Origin of the sequence: Bradyrhizobium centrosematis (genome assembly GCF_045571495.1) — a bacterium.
Taxonomy (GTDB): Bacteria; Pseudomonadota; Alphaproteobacteria; order Rhizobiales; family Xanthobacteraceae; genus Bradyrhizobium; species Bradyrhizobium centrosematis.
The window spans coordinates 233,819-249,786 of the sequence record NZ_CP120703.1 but is presented as its reverse complement, the minus strand read 5'-3'; the positions used below and the strand labels follow the sequence as shown (position 1 = coordinate 249,786).

The following is a 15,968-nucleotide window of genomic DNA, read 5'->3' as shown; positions in this document are numbered from 1 at the left end:
ACGGCCGAGCCGCGCATCGCGCGGCGACGACGTCGCACGCCCTGATGAAAGGCACCTCCATGTCAGTCGCCACGCCGCTCTGGAAAATATTCTCGCGCTTCCTCGCGCCGCTGATGCTGGGCAACGCGCTGCAATCGCTGTTCGGCACCGTCAGCAACGTCTATCTCGGCCAGATGATCGGCATCGACGCGCTGGCGGCCGTCTCGGTGTTCTTTCCGGTGATGTTCTTTCTGTTCGCCTTCGTCATGGGCCTCAGCACCGGCGCGACCGTCTTGATCGGTCAGGCCTTCGGCGCCGGCGAGCACGACAAGATCAAGATCGTCGCGGGCACCACACTTGCGATCGGCCTACTGCTCTCCATTCTGATCGCGCTGGTCGGCGGACTCTTCAGCCGCCAGCTGATGATGGCGCTCGCCACGCCTGCGGACATCCTCGACCAGGCCAGCGCCTATGCGCGGATCATGCTGCTCACCATGCCGCTCGGCTTTGTCTTCCTGCTAATGACGGCGATGATCCGCGGCGTCGGCGACACGCTCACGCCGCTGTTGGCGCTGGCATTGTCGACCGCGATCGGACTGATCCTGACGCCGGTGCTGATCCACGGATCGTTCGGATTGCCGGCGGCCGGCATCACCAGTCCGGCATGGGCGGCGGCGATCTCGAATGCGCTCACATTGATCGCGCTCGCTCTCCATCTGCTGCGGACGAAGCACGCGCTGGCACCCGATGCGACGCTGCTGCGTCAACTGCGCCTCAACGGCGCCATGCTCGGCAAGATTCTCGGCATCGGATTGCCGAGTGCCGTCGGCATGGTTGTGATGGCGATCGCCGAGCTCGTGCTGCTCGGCCTCGTCAACGGTTTCGGGTCGGACGCCACCGCGGCCTACGGCGCCGTCAACCAGGTGATGGGCTACACGCAGTTCACGGCGATGTCGATTTCGATCGCGGTCTCGATCCTCGGCGCGCAGGCCGTGGGCGGCGGCGACAGAGCCCGGCTCGACCGCATCGTGCGGACCGGGCTCGCCTTCAACCTCGCCCTGACCGGCGGGCTCGTGGCGCTGATCTATCTCGCGCCGCGCACCATCCTCGGCCTCTTCATCACCGACGCCGCCGTGCTCGATCTGGCGAAAGGCCTGCTCGACATCGCGCTGTGGAGCTCGGTGCCCTTCGGTCTCGCCACGGTGTTTTCCGGAGCGATGCGCGCGGCCGGCGTCGCGCTGACGCCGATGCTGCTCTCGATCTTCGCGATTGTCGCAATCGAGCTGCCTGCCGCGGTGATCCTGAGTCATACGATTGGCCTGCAAGGCGTGTGGGCCGCCTACCCCATCGTGTTCTGCGCCATGTTCGTTTTGCAGATGGGCTATTACCTCATGGTCTGGCGCAAGCGGGCGGTCCGGCCGCTGGTCTGATCTTCAAAGTATTATGACCATCATTAAACGGTGGACCTCGGGGGCACGCTGCGTCACAATGGGCGAAAAGCGAGATCAGGGAGAACGAGTTTGACCCGCATTGCCCCACAGTTTCTGTTCGATTTCGGCAGCCCGAACGCCTATCTCAGCCATCTCGCGATTCCCGCGATCGAGCGGCGCATCGGCGTCAAGTTCGAATATGTTCCGATCCTGCTCGGCGGCATCTTCAAGTCGACCAACAACAGATCGCCGGCCGAGACGCTGGCCGGCGTCAAGAACAAGCGCGAATTCCAGCAGGTCGAGACCGAGCGCTTCATCAAGCGCTTCAAGGTCCAACCCTATGTCTGGAATCCGCATTTTCCGGTCAACACGCTGAACCTGATGCGCGCGGCGATCGCGGCGCAGCTCGAGGGCGTGTTCGAGGCCTATGTCGAGGCGGCCTTCCACCACATGTGGCGCGAGCCGAAGAAGATGGACGACCCCGAGATCGCGGCGAAGGCGCTGGCCTCCTCCGGCCTCGATGCCCAGAAGCTGTTTGCCCGCAGCCAGGAGCCCGAGGTGAAGGCGAGGCTGATCAAGAACACCGAAGAGGCCGTGGCCCGCGGCGCGTTCGGCTCGCCGACTTTCTTCGTCGGCAAGGAGATGTTCTTCGGCAAGGAGCAGCTCCGCGAGGTCGAGGAGATGGTGCTGGAGAAGGGCGAGTAGCGAACGGCGGATAGAGGAAACGTTACTCGCGTTTCGTCATCTGCTATCCTATTCGCTACTCCCTGTTCGCCATTCACCTCTGTCTGAAGAAGAACAACAATAACGGAGCTCTCTCATGCGCATCCTCGTGGTCGGCGCCGGCGCCATCGGCGGCTATTTTGGTGGCAGGCTGTTGCAGGCCGGCCGCGACGTCTCTTTCCTGGTCCGGCCGCGCCGGGCCGGTGAGCTCGCGAGCGCCGGGCTCGTCATCAAGAGCCCGAATGGCGATGTGACGTTGAAGAATCCGCCGACCGTGCAGGCCGACGCGCTCAAGGACAAATTCGACGTCGTGCTCTTGAGCTGCAAGGCGTTCGACCTCGACGACGCCATCAAATCGTTTGCGCCGGCGGTCGGACCGAACACGGCAATCATCCCGATGCTCAACGGCATGAAGCATCTCGACATCCTCGATGCCAAATTCGGCAAAGACCGCGTGCTCGGCGGGCTCTGTGCCATCGCGGCGACCCTGAACGAGCAGCGCGAGGTGGTGCAGCTCCAGCCGATGCAGTCGCTGAATTACGGCGAGCGCGACGGCAAGCTGTCGGAGCGCGTCAAGGCGATCGACGAGGCCTTCAAGAGCGGCATCAATGGCGCCACCGCCAGCCAGAACATCATGCAGGACATGTGGGAGAAGTGGGTGTTCCTCTCCTCACTGGCAGCATCCACCAGCCTGATGCGCAGCTCTGTCGGCAACATCCTCGCAGCTCCCGGCGGCCGGGACTTCCTGCTCGGCATGCTGGATGAGACCAGCGCGATCGCCACCGCGTCGGGATATCCGCCGGGCGGGCCGTTCTTCGAGCGGGTGAAGGGCAACCTCACCACCGAGGGCTCGCCGATGACGGCCTCGATGTTCCGCGACATCAAGGCGGGCCTGCCGGTCGAGGCCGATCACGTCATCGGCGATCTCATTGCCCGCGCCGATGCCGCCAAGGTGCCGGTGCCGAAGCTGCGCATCGCCTACACGCATTTGAAGGCGTATGAGAAGCAGCGGGCGGGGTAGGTCGTAACCACACACTCGGTGTCGTCCCCGACAAGTGCAGCGAAGCGGAGCGCCGATCCGGGACGACAGCGGAGCTTGTTGCGCTCGCTCCACACTATTGCAAATGCGCGAGATAGTGCGAGACCGCGGTGATCTCCTCATCGCTCATGTGATAAGCGACATCGGCCATGGCGGCGACGCCGCCGCCGACGCGCTGACCCGCCTTGTAATCGTGCAGTGCCTTGACCAGATATTCCTCGCGTTGACCTGCCAGCCGCGCGACGCCCTTGGTGCCGGCGAAACTGTCCGTGTGGCATGAGGCGCAACGGCGACCGGCGGCGACCTGCGCGCCCTTTTTCGACAGCTCCGGATCTCCGTCTTCCGCTCCCTTCGGCGGCGTCAGTTGCGAGAAATAGGCGCCGAAAGCGCGGATGTCCTCGTTGGTGATCTCCTCGACGATCGGCTGCATCTGGTCGTTCTTGCGCGAGCCGGAGCGGAAGAACACCAGCTGCCACTGGATGAATTGATCAGGCTGCCCGGCGAGGGAGGGGATGTTCTCGGTTTGCGAGATGCCGTTCTCACCGTGACAGCCGGAGCAGACGGAGGCTTTCTCCTTGATCGCGGCATTGTCGGCGGCCTGGGCCGGGATGAATAGTAGCGTCGCAGATAGAATTCCGAACCGAACGGCCCGCATGGCTGACTTCTCCAGCTGTCATCGCCGGCCTGACCCGCCTGCGAGGCCGAAGCCTCTTCGGCGTGGTCCAGGCCCGGCAATCCATCCCAGTTGCAAAAGGTTTCTCGTATGATGGATGCCCGGATCAAGTCCGGGCACGACGAACCTGTTCCGCGGCGAGCACGCCGCATCAAGCAAAGAGGCTGCGGCCATCGCGCGGTCGCAGCCTCACATCGTGTCTTGCGCTACTTCTTGCTGTAGCTGATGCGATAGATCGCGCCGGCCCAGTCGTCGGCGACCAGGATCGATCCGTCCTTGGCGAGGATGATGTCGTCGGGACGACCGAGATAGCCCTGGTCGCCCTCGATCCAGCCCGAGGCGAACACCTCCTGCTTGGCATTCTTGCCATCAGGCCCGACGATCACGCGCATGATGCGGCCGCCCTGGTACTTGTGCCGATTCCAGGAGCCGTGCTCGGCGATCAGGATGTTGTTCTTGTACTCGGCGGGGAACTGATCGCCGGTATAGAACTTCATGCCGAGCGGAGCGACATGGGCGCCGAGATTCAGCACGGGCGGCGTGAACTCGGAGCACTTGTGGCCCATCGCGAACTTGTCATCCGGCAGGTTGCCCTGATGGCAATAGGGATAGCCGAAATGCTCGCCGATCCGGTTGATCATGTTCAGCTTGTCCGAGGGCAGGTCATCGCTGATCCAGTCGCGCGCATTCTCGGTGAACCAGTACTTGCCGGTGCGGGGATCGACATCGCCGCCGACCGAGTTGCGAACGCCGAGCGCCCAGATTTCCGCATTGCCGGTCTTGGGATCGACGCGTCGGATCTGCGAGACGCTGGTCGGCGGGATGCCGACGTTGAAAGGCGGTCCGAACGGAATGTAGAACCAGCCTTCCTTGTCGACCGCGATGTACTTCCAGCCATGTGCGGCGTAGGAGGGCATGTCGTCATAGACGACCTTGCCGTCGCCGGGATTGTCGAGCTTGTTCTCGATATCGTCGTAGCGGATCAGCTTGTCGACGGCGATGACGTACAGCGCCCCGTCCTTGACAGCGAGACCCGTGGGCATGTTCAGCCCCTTGAGGATGGTCTTGACCTCCTTCTTCCCGCCATTGTCCTTGATCGCATAGACGTTGCCGAGGCCGAACGAGCCGACGAACAGCGTGCCCTTGTCACCCCAGGCCATCTGCCGCGCGGCCAGCACGCCCGAGGCATAGACCTCGATCTTGAAGCCCGGTGGCAGCTTGATCTTCTTGACGATGTTGGCGAGCTCGGCGTCGGAGGCGCCGGTCGGCGGTCCCGACGGCGGCGCGAGACCCTTCTGCGCCTCGGTCTCATCGCCCAGGAACCAGTCATCGGGCGGATGAGTCCAGAATTCCTTGGTGCCGGATTCGTATTTCTTCAGTGCCCTGTTCTTGTCCTGCTGTTGCGCGCTGCCGGCGCTGGTCCCTGCAAGAAGGGCCACGGCTGCAAGCGCCAACACGGATCGATGGAACATCGACGTCATCGCGTCACTCCCCTAAGGCAGCCGTCAGGGCTGCGATTATTTTGTTTTGCTAGTCGAGAGGCGAAGTTTGGGATCTGCCGAGCGGCAGACGTAAAAAGCTAGCACATCTGCGCGCGCTGAGAAGGGCATCGCGTGTGCTGTGGTTGCGCTCATTAAAAATTGAGACGGAGTGGCAATGAGCACGAGCAGCGCGACGAAAGCGCTCTCGCTGCAACGCGGAATCAAACCGACAGGCGGCGCGCTTTCCGACCGCGCGAGAGACGGGCCGAAACCAAAACTGCGAAAACAACCCCATGCACAGTAGAACGGCTCAGGCCGGGTGGCACGCGGTGACATCCGACAGGCATTTGATGCATCGAGCGAAATAACGAGCGCCGCGCTCATGAGGCGACGGGGTAGGGCCCGTCGTCAAACCGCACATCATGATAGCCTTTCGAGCCGACTTCACGCGCAAGCCTGCTGCGAAAATCGCGACCCTCGCGAACGCAGCTCAGCACATGCGCGAAGTCGAATTCGGGGCGCCAGCCGAGCTCGCGGCGTGTGCGCTCGTTGACATAGACGCGGTCGATCTCGGGGAAGAGCCGCCAGCCGCGCGACGCATAGAGCTCTGCGCAATCCGGATAGAGCTCGCGCACGACACCGGCCGCATCGCGCGCCAGCGCAGCGAGATGGCGTTGCTCGAACGGGCTGGTGGCCGAGACGATGTAACGGGCGAAACCAATCCTTGGCGCTCGCTCGGCGGCGAGCAGATGGGCGCCCACGGCATCCGCGATATCCAGCCGGCGATAGAGCAGCTCGTTGGCCTGCGCATTGTCCAGCGTATAGGCCGACCGCATCGCGGGATCGTCGTCGTCCTCGGGAAAGAAGCGTGAGGTCCGCAACACCACCACCGGCAGGGCACGCTCGCGGAAGAACAGCTCGCACAGGGTCTCCGCCATCAATTTCGTCGTGCCGTAGATGTTCTTCGGCACCGGCGGCAGGTCTTCGGTGACCCACACCGCCGCCTGTCCGGCCTCGGGACGGAGCTGCGAACCGAACGCGCTGGTCGTGCTGGTGAAGACGAAGCTCTTCACGCCGACGGCCGCGGCCGCCTCGAGCAGATTGAGCGTGCCGGTGACGTTGGTGTCGACGAAGTCCTGCTTGGAGTGTGTCGCCACATGTGGCTTGTGCAGCGTCGCGGCGTGGATGACGGCGGTCACGCCGGCCAACTGGCGCCGCACGAAATCGGGATCAACGATGGAGCCGACAGCATCGGTGAAAGGCGACGGCTTCAGATCGACCCCGCGCGCGGATGAACCTCGCGCCCGGAGCGTCCGCAGGATGGCCTCCCCGAGGTGCCCCGCGCTGCCCGTCACCAGAATTGTCATGGAGAACCCGATACAGCCGCCCGCGGCGTGGAGAACCACGGCCCGACCCGGTTTGGCTGGATGCTCTGGGAAAAATTGGAGCGGGCGAAGGGGCTCGAACCCTCGACCCCGACCTTGGCAAGGTCGTGCTCTACCACTGAGCTACACCCGCATCCTGTGTCGGCCGCGTGACGCGCCGGCAACGGCTGTCGTATGCCAAAAGCGGGAGGGGAATGCAACAGCTACCGGCGGCATAGATGCGCAATCCGAGACCCAATATGGACCCCGAATGCGGGCGAATCGACCGAAATGGGCCCGGAACCGCCGAATCGCCGCTGGTGGATTGAAATTCGGCCCATTCGGCCCAATTTAGGAGCCGACAGCGAAGCATAGGCGGCGGCGACGTGCTAAAGACCCCGCCTCCAGACATCAGACGAGGGGATCCCGTGACGATCATCGACCAGGGTAACGGAGCCGCAAACCCGGCTGCGGCCGATCTGATCAAGGACACCACCACCCAGAGCTTCGTGAAGGACGTCATCGAGGAATCGAAGCGCCAGCCGGTGCTGATCGACTTCTGGGCGGAGTGGTGCGGCCCGTGCAAACAACTCACCCCCGTGCTGGAAAAGGCGGTCAAGGCGGCCAAGGGCAAGGTCAAGCTGGTCAAGATGAATATCGACCAGCACCCGGCGATCCCGGGCCAGATGGGCATCCAGTCGATCCCGGCCGTGATCGCCTTCGTCAACGGCCAGCCGGCCGACGGCTTCATGGGCGCGGTGCCCGAGAGTCAGCTCAACGCCTTCATCGAAAAGCTGACCAAGGGCGTGACTGCGCCGGGCGAGCCCAACATCGCCGAGATCCTGCAGGAGGCCGAGGCCGTGCTCGCCGAGGGCGACACGGCTGCGGCTGCGCAGATCTATGCCGAGGTGCTCCAGTACGATGCGACCAACATCGCGGCGCTCGCGGGCCTCGCAAAATGCTACGCCGTTTCCGGCGCGATGGAGCAGGCCAAGCAGACGCTGGCCATGGTGCCGGAATCCAAGCGCAACGACCCCGCGGTGAAGGCCGTGCAGACCACGATCGATCTCGCCGAGCAGGCCCAATCGCTCGGACCGGTCGCGGAGCTGGAACAGAAAGTCGCCGCAAACCCGCTGGATCATCAGGCCCGATTCGACCTGGCGACCGCGCTCAACGCGCAAGGCGACCGCGCTGCTGCCACCGCGCAGCTGCTCGAGATCGTCAAGCGCGACCGCAAATGGAACGATGACGGCGCCCGCAAGCAGCTGGTGCAGTTCTTCGAGGCCTGGGGCGGCACGGATGATGCAACCGTCGAGGGACGCAAGCGTTTGTCGACGATCCTGTTTTCGTAAGGCGCGCTGGCAAGGCCAGGGGGACCGGGCAGATGCCGATCAACATCGAATATCGCGGCCCCGCCGACCTTCCGGAGATCATTCCGGTGTTTCCGCTGCCGGGTGCGCTGCTGCTGCCCCGCGGCCAGATGCCGCTCAACATCTTCGAGCCACGCTACCTTGCGATGGTCGACGATAGCTTCCGCGACGGCCATCGCCTGATCGGCATGATCCAGCCTGACGTCGCGCACTCGCCGAAGGATTCCGACAAGCCGACGCTGTTCCGCGTCGGCTGCGTCGGCCGCATCACCCAGCTCGCCGAGTCCGGCGACGGCCGCTACATCCTCGAGCTCACCGGGGTCTCGCGCTTCAAGGTGGTCGAGGAGCTCGACGTGCTCACCGCCTACCGGCAGTGCAAGGTCGATTTCTTCGCCTACGCCGACGACTTCACCGCCCGCCTGGGCGAGGATCAGGTCGACCGCGAAGCGCTGCTGGCCGTGCTGGCGGATTTCTTGAAAGCCAACAATCTCAAGGTCGACTGGGAGGGCGTCGAAAGCGCGCCCAACGAAGCGCTCGTCAATGCGCTGGCGATGATGTCGCCCTATGGCCCCGCGGAGAAGCAGGCCATGCTGGAGGCGCCTGACCTGAAGACCCGTGCCGAGATTCTGATCGCGGTCACCGAGATGGACCTCGCCAAGAAGCGCACCAGCGGCGATCCGCCGTTGCAGTGAGGGTGGTCGCGAAGCGCACCTGAAGCGCGATTTGATTGAATCGATGGGCACTCAGGGGTCGATCTACCTCTCCCCGTCGTTGGCAGGCAATCGCATATGGAATCGCGAGGACCGCGGGCTTGCTCCGCCTCTCCCGCTTGCTTGCGGGAGAGGCCGACGCGCTCGCAGAGCGCGGCGGGTGAGGGTTTTCGCCACTCGGGGGCATCTTCAACAATCCCAATGCGGAGACAGCCCCCCCCAGCCCTCCCCCGCAAGCGGGAGAGGAAGCCGACTGCCACTGCCGCCGCATCGTGCACACCATATGCGATTGCCCTGCCGTCGTCGGGGAGAGGTCGGAGCACATCAAAGATGCGGTCCGGATGAGGGGATCTGGTTCTCGCTGAGTGCCGCGGCCCCTCACCCGTTGGGGAGAGGTGAATCACCAAGGGCCCCGCCAAACCTGATCTCATCGCGCTTTAGGCAGCGCACACCTCGGCCTCGGCTCTTCGACGGATCAGCTGCGTGAGCGCCGAGGCCGGCATCGGCGGACTGAGGTGGTAGCCCTGCGCCTCGACGCATCCCTCTTCGCGCAGAATCTGCAGTTGTTCGGCGCTTTCGACGCCTTCGGCGGTGGACGTCTTGCCGAGGCTCGTGGCGAATTGCACCACAGCGCGAGCAATCCGATGAGGCTCTTCCACGGTGCTGGACAATTCGCTGACGAAGCTGCGATCGATCTTGACCTTGTCGAATGGAAACTTCTGCAGAAAGCTGAGCGACGAGTAGCCGGTGCCGAAATCGTCGAGGGCAATTCGCACGCCGAGCTCGCGCAGCTGGCTGAGTGCTGCAAATACGGCCGCACTGTCATGCATGATCACGGTTTCGGTGACCTCGAGCTCGAGCCTGCCCGGCGCAATGCCGGACGTCGCCAACGCGCCGATGATCGTCGGCACCAGCTCCTTGCTCCTGAACTGCGCAGGAGAGAGATTGATCGCGATCTTCAGATCGGGATGCCATTTGGCCGCCTCGGCGCAAGCGGTTCTCAACACCCATTCCCCCAGCGGCAGGATCAAACCGGTCTCCTCCGCAAGAGGAATGAATTCGGCGGGCGGAACCAGGCCTTGCTCCGGATGATGCCAGCGCAACAGCGCCTCGAAGCCGCGGATTTCGCCGCTCCTCAAGTCGACGAACGGCTGATAATGCAACTCGAATTCACCCCTCGCGAGAGCCTTCCGCAGATCGCGTTCTAGGTCGCGGCGTGCGCGTATGAGCTCGTTTAGCTCCGGTTCGAAGAAGCGGAATGCATCGCGTCCGCCGCTCTTGGCCGAGTACAGCGCGATATCGGCGCTCTTGAGGATCGTGTCGGAACCAGCGCCGTCCTGCGGCGCAATAGCGATCCCGATGCTGGTGCCCACGGTGACCTGATGATCGCCGAGATCGAACGGCTCGCAGAGCGCGCTCTTGATTGCCTCGGCGAGGGACGCCGCTTCCACCGCTGGATTCGTCACGTAGTCGACGACGGCAAACTCGTCTCCGCCCAATCGAGCGACGAACATTGTCTCGCTGCCACAACCCGGCAAACGTGCTGCCACCGAACGCAGCAGCGAATCGCCTGCGGGGTGTCCGAGCGTGTCGTTGACCTCCTTGAATCGGTCGAGGTCGAGCATGAGGACGGCCAGATGGAGATTTCTGTCGCACACATCGACGAGAGCATCCTCCAGACGTGCGCGCAGCAGCACGCGGTTCGGCAGATCCGTCAGGGCATCGTGTTGCGCCATATAGGTGATCTTGGCCTGGGACCGGCGTTGCTCCGTGACATCGAGATGGGTGGCCACCCAGCCGCCGCCAGCCATCGGCTGTCGCGTCACGCAGATCAATCGACCATCAGCGAACTCGTCGATCCGGCTCGACACCACATCGACCGGCAGGGCATCGAGCTTCGAGACCAACTGCTCGGCAGCATCATCGCTGGTGTCACCCTTGAGCGTGCCGCTTGTGACGCGATATCTGATGATGTCCCGGTGCGCGGCCCCTGGGCGCAGCAACTCCGGTGGCAGCCGGTACAGTTTGGCGTAGCGCTCGTTGCAGATGACGAGACGTTTTTCGGCGTCGAACATGCAGAGGCCCTCGACCATGTGGTTGATGGCGGTATCGAGCCGGAGCGTCTGTTCCTTGAGTTCTTTCTGCGAGCCCTCGAGTTGCTGCCGGGCCTTCGAGAGCTGGCTGATGATCTCCTCGAACTTGGCCGTTCTGGTTGCCAGGCGCCGATCGGCCAGCACGCCGATCAAGCTCATCCCCAGCACCGATAGCGCCACGCCGGCGATAGCAAGTGCGAGCACCGCCGGAGACAACGACAGGGCGCTCGTGGCACGCGTTGGATCCGGCGTAATCTGCACCGCCCCCATCGCCGTGAAGTGATGCGACACGATTGCGAGAGTCAGCAGGACCGCAGCTGCGAGCGTGCCGCGATAGTCCCGACATGTGAGCGCGACCGCCAGCGCGGCATAGCCAAGGCACATGCCCAGGACAATCGAGATCAGCACGAGATCCACTGACCAGGCGACCCGACCCGGCACTTCGAGCGCCCACATGCCGAGATAGTGCATGCCGGCAATGCCGCCTCCGATGATGACGCCGCCTGCCATCGCGCCCCAGCGGCCGGAGGCGCCGACCGCAACGCCGAAGCCGAGCGAGGTCAGGAGCATCGCCGCAGCGAGCGAAAGCGCCGTCAGCACGATGCCGTAACCCGTCGTCACACCGGGCTCGTAGGCCAGCATCGCGACGAAATGCGTTGCCCAGATGCCATATCCGATCGCCGCGCCGGCGATCGCGATCCAGATCCACCGCGTTCTTGCGCGGGCCGCGATCGCACGATGAAAGATACTGACCGCGACGATACTGGCGACGAAACAGACCGAGCCGGCGAGCACGACGAGCCGCCAATCGTGCTCGGCCGTAAGGCAGGAAAAAACGCGGAACATGCAATATCGCTCCATCGTCACTTGGGACGATGGTGGATGGGCTAGACGTGCTTCGCGTTAATTTTGTGCAGCGGCTGATTGCATGCTTACCGTCAAGCTAACGTCGGCCGCACAATTTAATCTGTCGCCTGTTTGCGCAAGAGGTCGGACCGTGAGTGCGCCCGAGCCGAGGGGCGAAACGCGGGCAAGATCAGCAATGAACTCAGAGATGGCCGCGGATGCGCTTGCGGCCGGTGATCATCGCGCGAATCAGGTTCTCGCGCTGGAGAAGTGCCATCAGCAGCACGCCCAGCACATGCAGCACGACCAGCACCATGACCGCATCGGATGAATAGTGGTGGGTGTCTTCGACCCACCAGACGCCGAAGAAGGTGGTGGTGACCGACATCGCGCCCGTGACCGCCGAGACGGTCAGCGAGACCAGCAGCGCCACCAGCATCAACGTGCCGGCGGGATTGAGCCCGATATAGCGGCCGGTGATGCCGCGACGCAGATTCCAGAGATAGCCTGGCGCCGCCCTGAGCCGGACCCTGATCATGCGGAAGCGCGAATAACGGCTGCCCCAAAAGCCCCAGACCAGGCGGAAGACGAGCAGTCCGAGCACCGCATAGCCGACGATGCGGTGAAGCCGATCATAGACGGTGGGCGTGAACCACGCGGCCAGAACGAAAGCCGCAAGCATCCAATGCCAGAGGCGCAGCGGGAGGTCCCAGACTGCAACCGTCCGCGAAACGGTTCGATCCGCGAAGGTCCCACCGGACGCCTCGCGCGCTTCTGGCATCGCTTCTTCAATCAAGCAAAGACCATCCTCAAGTCCTGCTTTGCGCAGATCGCGTCGCGCAGCCGACCTACTTGGCGATCGTGTGCTTCAGGCTGAGATCTTCGGGGCTGTAGAACAGCTCGTAAAGCTTGCCTTCCTTGACGCCGTAAACCTCGTAGCACGAACCTTCGATCTTGGACCGCCGCACCTCGTAACCCAGCGCCTTGGCCTTGGCTTCGGCTTCGCTGGCCGGCTTCCACGACGCCTTGTCGAGCTTTGTGCAGTCCTTGAAACCGTCGGCCATCGCCGCCGACCCCATGCCGATCCCGACCGTCAGTGCAATGGCAACAACACGAATGACCTTCACGAAAATCTCCTCCTTTGTCGTGCGCGCTACGCAAGCCGCGAAGCGGGTCCGAAGGAAGCAAAGGGGAAGGTGAAGTCAATCGGGTACGGGCCTCGATCGCGTTAGATAAGTTCTAATGACTCGTTTTAGATGAGTTCTAACCTGAGCCAAAACGCGAATGCTGTCCGAGGGCAGCGCGGATTTGAGCCATTGCTGCGGCGTTACGTCTCACGAACGGCTAGTAGCCGGCCACGGCCAGCGCAACGACCGCGCTTAGCATCATCCAGCCGAAGTGCCGGCCTCGCGTTGCCCAGGCATTAGCGAGTGCGGACAGGCCAAATACACAGGCCATGGTGATGACGATCCAGCGGCGCGCCGGCTCCGACTGCATCCAAGGCACCGCAATCAGGAGCACGCCACCGCCGATCCAGGCGACGGTCGAGGCTTGCCAGACCAGGCGGATCAAAGTGCGGAGCCGCTCGGGCTCGATGCGGGCGCGAGCGAACACCTTGGCTTCGCCGAGATAACCGTGGATGAGGGCCACGGCGATGGTCAGCATGCCGGCGCATTGAAGCATAAGGTCACGCATCGTCGGGAGTCCCGTAGGTTTGTCCATACATCAGTGTATGGCGAGATAGGCGCTAGCTCAGGATCTGTCAATACACTAGTGTATGGTCCGACCCCCGGGAACCCGACATGACCGTGCAGCTCTCCGCCGATGACTGGATCAAGGAAGGCCTCAAGGCGCTGGCCAAGAGCGGCTTTACCGCGCTCAAGGCCGACCCGCTGGCAAAGGCCATGGGTGTGTCGCGCGGCAGCTTCTATTGGCATTTCGCCGATCTCGGCGCCTTCCAGGCCGCCGTGCTGAAACGCTGGCGCGAGATCGCGGCGGAGCAGATCATCGCCGACGTCGAGGCCGCCGGCGACGAGCCGCTGAAGGCGCTGCTGCACAGGTCGTTCGGCGCGCGGCTCGATCTCGAACGGGCGGTGCGCAACTGGGCAGCCTTCGACGCGGCGGCGCAAGGGGCGGTGCGCGCGATCGACCGCCGCAGGCTCGACTATATCGAGCAGCTGCTGGCGAAGCGTGGGCTCGCCACGGCGACGGCGCACGCCCGCGCACAGATCCTCTATTGGACGTTTCTCGGCTTTGCCCTGTCGGGCGCGCCGATGCCGGCAGCACGGCTCCAAATCCTGCTCGACGAGGTCTTAACGATGGTGTCCGCGTAGCATCTTGCTCTGGCGCGTTTTCTCGCCGCGAAGCGGTATGCAGTTCGCCGGACGGCGCCTTGACGGGTGCGATGGGCGGACGCGAATTTCTATGCTAGAGGCAACCGATTGCCGGAGACCCCCATGAACGCGCCCACCGAACGTTCCGAAGCCAGCGTCGATCCCAAACTGCTGGAGATTCTCGTCTGCCCGCTGACGAAGGGCCCGCTGGAGTTCGACTCGGCGAAGCAGGAGCTGATCTCGCGCAGCGCCAAGCTGGCTTACCCGATCCGTGACGGCATCCCGATCATGCTGCCGGAAGAGGCGCGCAAGATCGATTGAGGATGCGGACAGCCGTTGTTGCGCGAGGAAGCGCAACACACTCGGTGTCATCCCCGCGAACGCGGGGAGCCATAACCACAGGAAATGGTCGTAGGTCCAAGTGGCAACTCCGAGTCTTCGCTAAATTCTTGCTGCGGCGTATGGGGCCCGGACCTGCGCGCGCTTCAGAGCGCGCTTGTCCGGGACGACAGTGGAGCGTGGAGCACGCCAACGCCCGCTACAGCGCCTCGCCCTTCAACAGCCGCGGCACCTCGCCGGTGAGGCCGGCGGCCTGGCGGATGAAGAGGTTCTTCAGCGGCGGGGCGCGGTCGACGAGGCCGAGCCCGATGTCGCGGACGGTGCGCAGCAGCGTCGACTGGTTTGAGAACAGGAAGTTCAGCGAGTTGGTGGCGACGCCCATTGCCATGGTGTCGAAGCGGCGCCAGCGCTGATAGCGCTCGAGCACGTCGGCCGCGCCGAGATCCATGCCGAGCCGCGCAGCGTCGACGACGACTTCGGCCAACGCGGCAACGTCCTTCAGCCCCATGTTGAGGCCCTGGCCCGCGATGGGATGGATGACATGGGCGGCGTCACCGACCAGCGCGAGGCGCTCGGCAATGAAGGAGCGCGCGACGAAATAGGACAGCGGGAACGCGCGCGGCTTGTCGAGCGCCTTGACCTCGCCGAGATGCAGGCCGAAACGCCGCTCGAGCTCGGCATGGAACTCCTCGTCGCCGAGCGCAACGATGCGCGCGGCCTCGGCGCGGCGCTCGGTCCACACCAGGGACGAACGCTTGCCCGAGAGCGGCAGGATCGCAAAGGGACCTGCGGGCAGGAAATGCTCCTCGGCGCGGCCCTCATGATCGCGCTCATGGCCGACGGTGACGACGATGCCGGATTGGTCATACTCCCAGCCATGGGTCGCGATGCCGGCGCGCTCGCGCAATTTCGACCGCGCGCCATCGGCGGCGACCAGCAGGCTCGCCGCAATCACGCTGCCATCGCCGAGCGTCACATCGATGCCCTCGGCGCGCGCGTCGTAGGACGCCACGGTGGTGGCCCGAAGATCGATGCCCTCGGCGTCGGCACGCGCTATCAGCGCATCGATCAGGCGGCGGTTTTCGACCATGTGCGCAAAGGGTTCGCCCGGCGCGACATCGCCGGCGAAGTTCAGGAAGACCGGACGGGTGGCGTCCTCCAGCTTGGAATCGGTGACGACCATGTCGAGGATCGGCTGCGCCTCGCCCCTGACGTCGTCCCAGGCACCGATCGCCTCGAACAGGCGGCGGCAGGCGGCCACGATCGCGGTGGCGCGGGGGTCCCGGCTCGGCCGCGCGCCGAGCGCAGGATCGGCGACAATAACGGGAATCTCGGGCCCGAGCCCCTGTCGCAGCGCCAGGGCCAGCGCAAGCCCTGCAAACGCGCCGCCCCCGATGACAATGCTACCCTGTACCGACATACCCAAATTCCCGGTCAATTCTCGGTCTTGCTAGCAGACTTGAGCTGGGCGAAACAGTGCGGTGAAACAAGGGCGGAACGGCCTCTTTCGGTCATTCCGGGGCGCGCAACCCGCGACCCCGGAATCCAGAGGTTATCAGCTCGAGATTCTCGGGTGCGCACTTGCGAA

At 64.0% G+C, this 15,968-nt stretch carries 15 protein-coding genes and 1 tRNA gene; 7 read left to right on the top strand and 9 right to left on the bottom strand.

Features of this window, described 5'->3' with window-relative positions:
* Window positions 1-59 precede the first annotated feature (59 nt).
* The 3 genes from P6U31_RS01180 to panE all read left to right on the top strand — a co-directional run bounded on the left by P6U31_RS01180 (window position 60) and on the right by panE (window position 3,153).
* Window positions 60-1,409 carry an MATE family efflux transporter gene (locus P6U31_RS01180; protein ID WP_407186473.1) on the top strand — a complete coding sequence of 450 codons (1,350 nt, stop codon included), beginning with the start codon at window positions 60-62 and terminating at the stop codon, window positions 1,407-1,409.
* Window positions 1,410-1,499: 90 nt separating this feature from the next.
* Window positions 1,500-2,114, top strand: coding sequence for a 2-hydroxychromene-2-carboxylate isomerase (locus P6U31_RS01175; RefSeq protein ID WP_407186472.1), 615 nt, complete (start codon window positions 1,500-1,502; stop codon window positions 2,112-2,114).
* A 115-nt stretch (window positions 2,115-2,229) separates the two neighbouring features.
* The gene (panE, locus tag P6U31_RS01170; RefSeq protein ID WP_407186471.1) at window positions 2,230-3,153 is read left to right on the top strand and encodes a 2-dehydropantoate 2-reductase; all 924 of its coding nucleotides are present in this window, start codon (window positions 2,230-2,232) and stop codon (window positions 3,151-3,153) included.
* A gap of 94 nt (window positions 3,154-3,247) precedes the next feature.
* On the opposite strand, the gene P6U31_RS01165 is transcribed toward panE, so the two are convergent.
* The 4 genes from P6U31_RS01165 to P6U31_RS01150 all read right to left on the bottom strand — a co-directional run bounded on the left by P6U31_RS01165 (window position 3,248) and on the right by P6U31_RS01150 (window position 6,843).
* Window positions 3,248-3,826 carry a c-type cytochrome gene (locus P6U31_RS01165; protein ID WP_407186470.1) on the bottom strand — a complete coding sequence of 193 codons (579 nt, stop codon included), beginning with the start codon at window positions 3,824-3,826 and terminating at the stop codon, window positions 3,248-3,250.
* Window positions 3,827-4,050: 224 nt separating this feature from the next.
* Entirely contained in the window at window positions 4,051-5,325 is a 1,275-nt protein-coding gene (locus tag P6U31_RS01160; protein WP_407186468.1) for a PQQ-dependent sugar dehydrogenase, read from the bottom strand.
* Between the two features lie 380 nt (window positions 5,326-5,705).
* Window positions 5,706-6,692 (bottom strand): NAD-dependent epimerase/dehydratase family protein, encoded by a 987-nt coding sequence (locus tag P6U31_RS01155; RefSeq protein ID WP_407186467.1) that lies wholly within the window; start codon window positions 6,690-6,692, stop codon window positions 5,706-5,708.
* 76 nt (window positions 6,693-6,768) lie between these two features.
* Window positions 6,769-6,843, bottom strand: a tRNA-Gly gene (locus P6U31_RS01150).
* A gap of 274 nt (window positions 6,844-7,117) precedes the next feature.
* Between P6U31_RS01150 and trxA the strand changes: the two genes are divergently transcribed.
* Window positions 7,118-8,041 (top strand): thioredoxin, encoded by a 924-nt coding sequence (gene trxA / locus P6U31_RS01145; protein WP_407186466.1) that lies wholly within the window; start codon window positions 7,118-7,120, stop codon window positions 8,039-8,041.
* 32 nt (window positions 8,042-8,073) lie between these two features.
* The gene (locus P6U31_RS01140; RefSeq protein ID WP_407186465.1) at window positions 8,074-8,751 is read left to right on the top strand and encodes an LON peptidase substrate-binding domain-containing protein; all 678 of its coding nucleotides are present in this window, start codon (window positions 8,074-8,076) and stop codon (window positions 8,749-8,751) included.
* A 455-nt stretch (window positions 8,752-9,206) separates the two neighbouring features.
* Here P6U31_RS01140 and P6U31_RS01135 read toward each other — a convergent pair whose 3' ends face one another.
* The 4 genes from P6U31_RS01135 to P6U31_RS01120 form a co-directional block, all read right to left on the bottom strand.
* Window positions 9,207-11,708 (bottom strand): EAL domain-containing protein, encoded by a 2,502-nt coding sequence (locus tag P6U31_RS01135; RefSeq protein ID WP_407190058.1) that lies wholly within the window; start codon window positions 11,706-11,708, stop codon window positions 9,207-9,209.
* A gap of 202 nt (window positions 11,709-11,910) precedes the next feature.
* Entirely contained in the window at window positions 11,911-12,504 is a 594-nt protein-coding gene (locus P6U31_RS01130; protein ID WP_407186464.1) for a cytochrome b/b6 domain-containing protein, read from the bottom strand.
* 52 nt (window positions 12,505-12,556) lie between these two features.
* Window positions 12,557-12,835: a PepSY domain-containing protein gene (locus P6U31_RS01125; RefSeq protein ID WP_063198686.1), complete on the bottom strand. Its 279-nt coding sequence runs from the start codon at window positions 12,833-12,835 to the stop codon at window positions 12,557-12,559.
* A gap of 217 nt (window positions 12,836-13,052) precedes the next feature.
* Window positions 13,053-13,403: a hypothetical protein gene (locus tag P6U31_RS01120; protein WP_407186463.1), complete on the bottom strand. Its 351-nt coding sequence runs from the start codon at window positions 13,401-13,403 to the stop codon at window positions 13,053-13,055.
* 107 nt (window positions 13,404-13,510) lie between these two features.
* On the opposite strand from P6U31_RS01120, the gene P6U31_RS01115 reads away from it, so the two are divergent.
* Entirely contained in the window at window positions 13,511-14,041 is a 531-nt protein-coding gene (locus P6U31_RS01115) for a TetR/AcrR family transcriptional regulator (RefSeq protein ID WP_407186462.1), read from the top strand.
* Between the two features lie 123 nt (window positions 14,042-14,164).
* Window positions 14,165-14,362: a Trm112 family protein gene (locus P6U31_RS01110; protein WP_407186461.1), complete on the top strand. Its 198-nt coding sequence runs from the start codon at window positions 14,165-14,167 to the stop codon at window positions 14,360-14,362.
* Between the two features lie 217 nt (window positions 14,363-14,579).
* Here the strand turns inward: P6U31_RS01110 and P6U31_RS01105 are convergent, their stop codons facing one another.
* A complete protein-coding gene (locus tag P6U31_RS01105; RefSeq protein ID WP_407186460.1) occupies window positions 14,580-15,800 on the bottom strand; it encodes a ubiquinone biosynthesis hydroxylase in 1,221 nt (406 codons plus the stop codon).
* Between the last annotated feature and the right edge of the window lie 168 nt (window positions 15,801-15,968).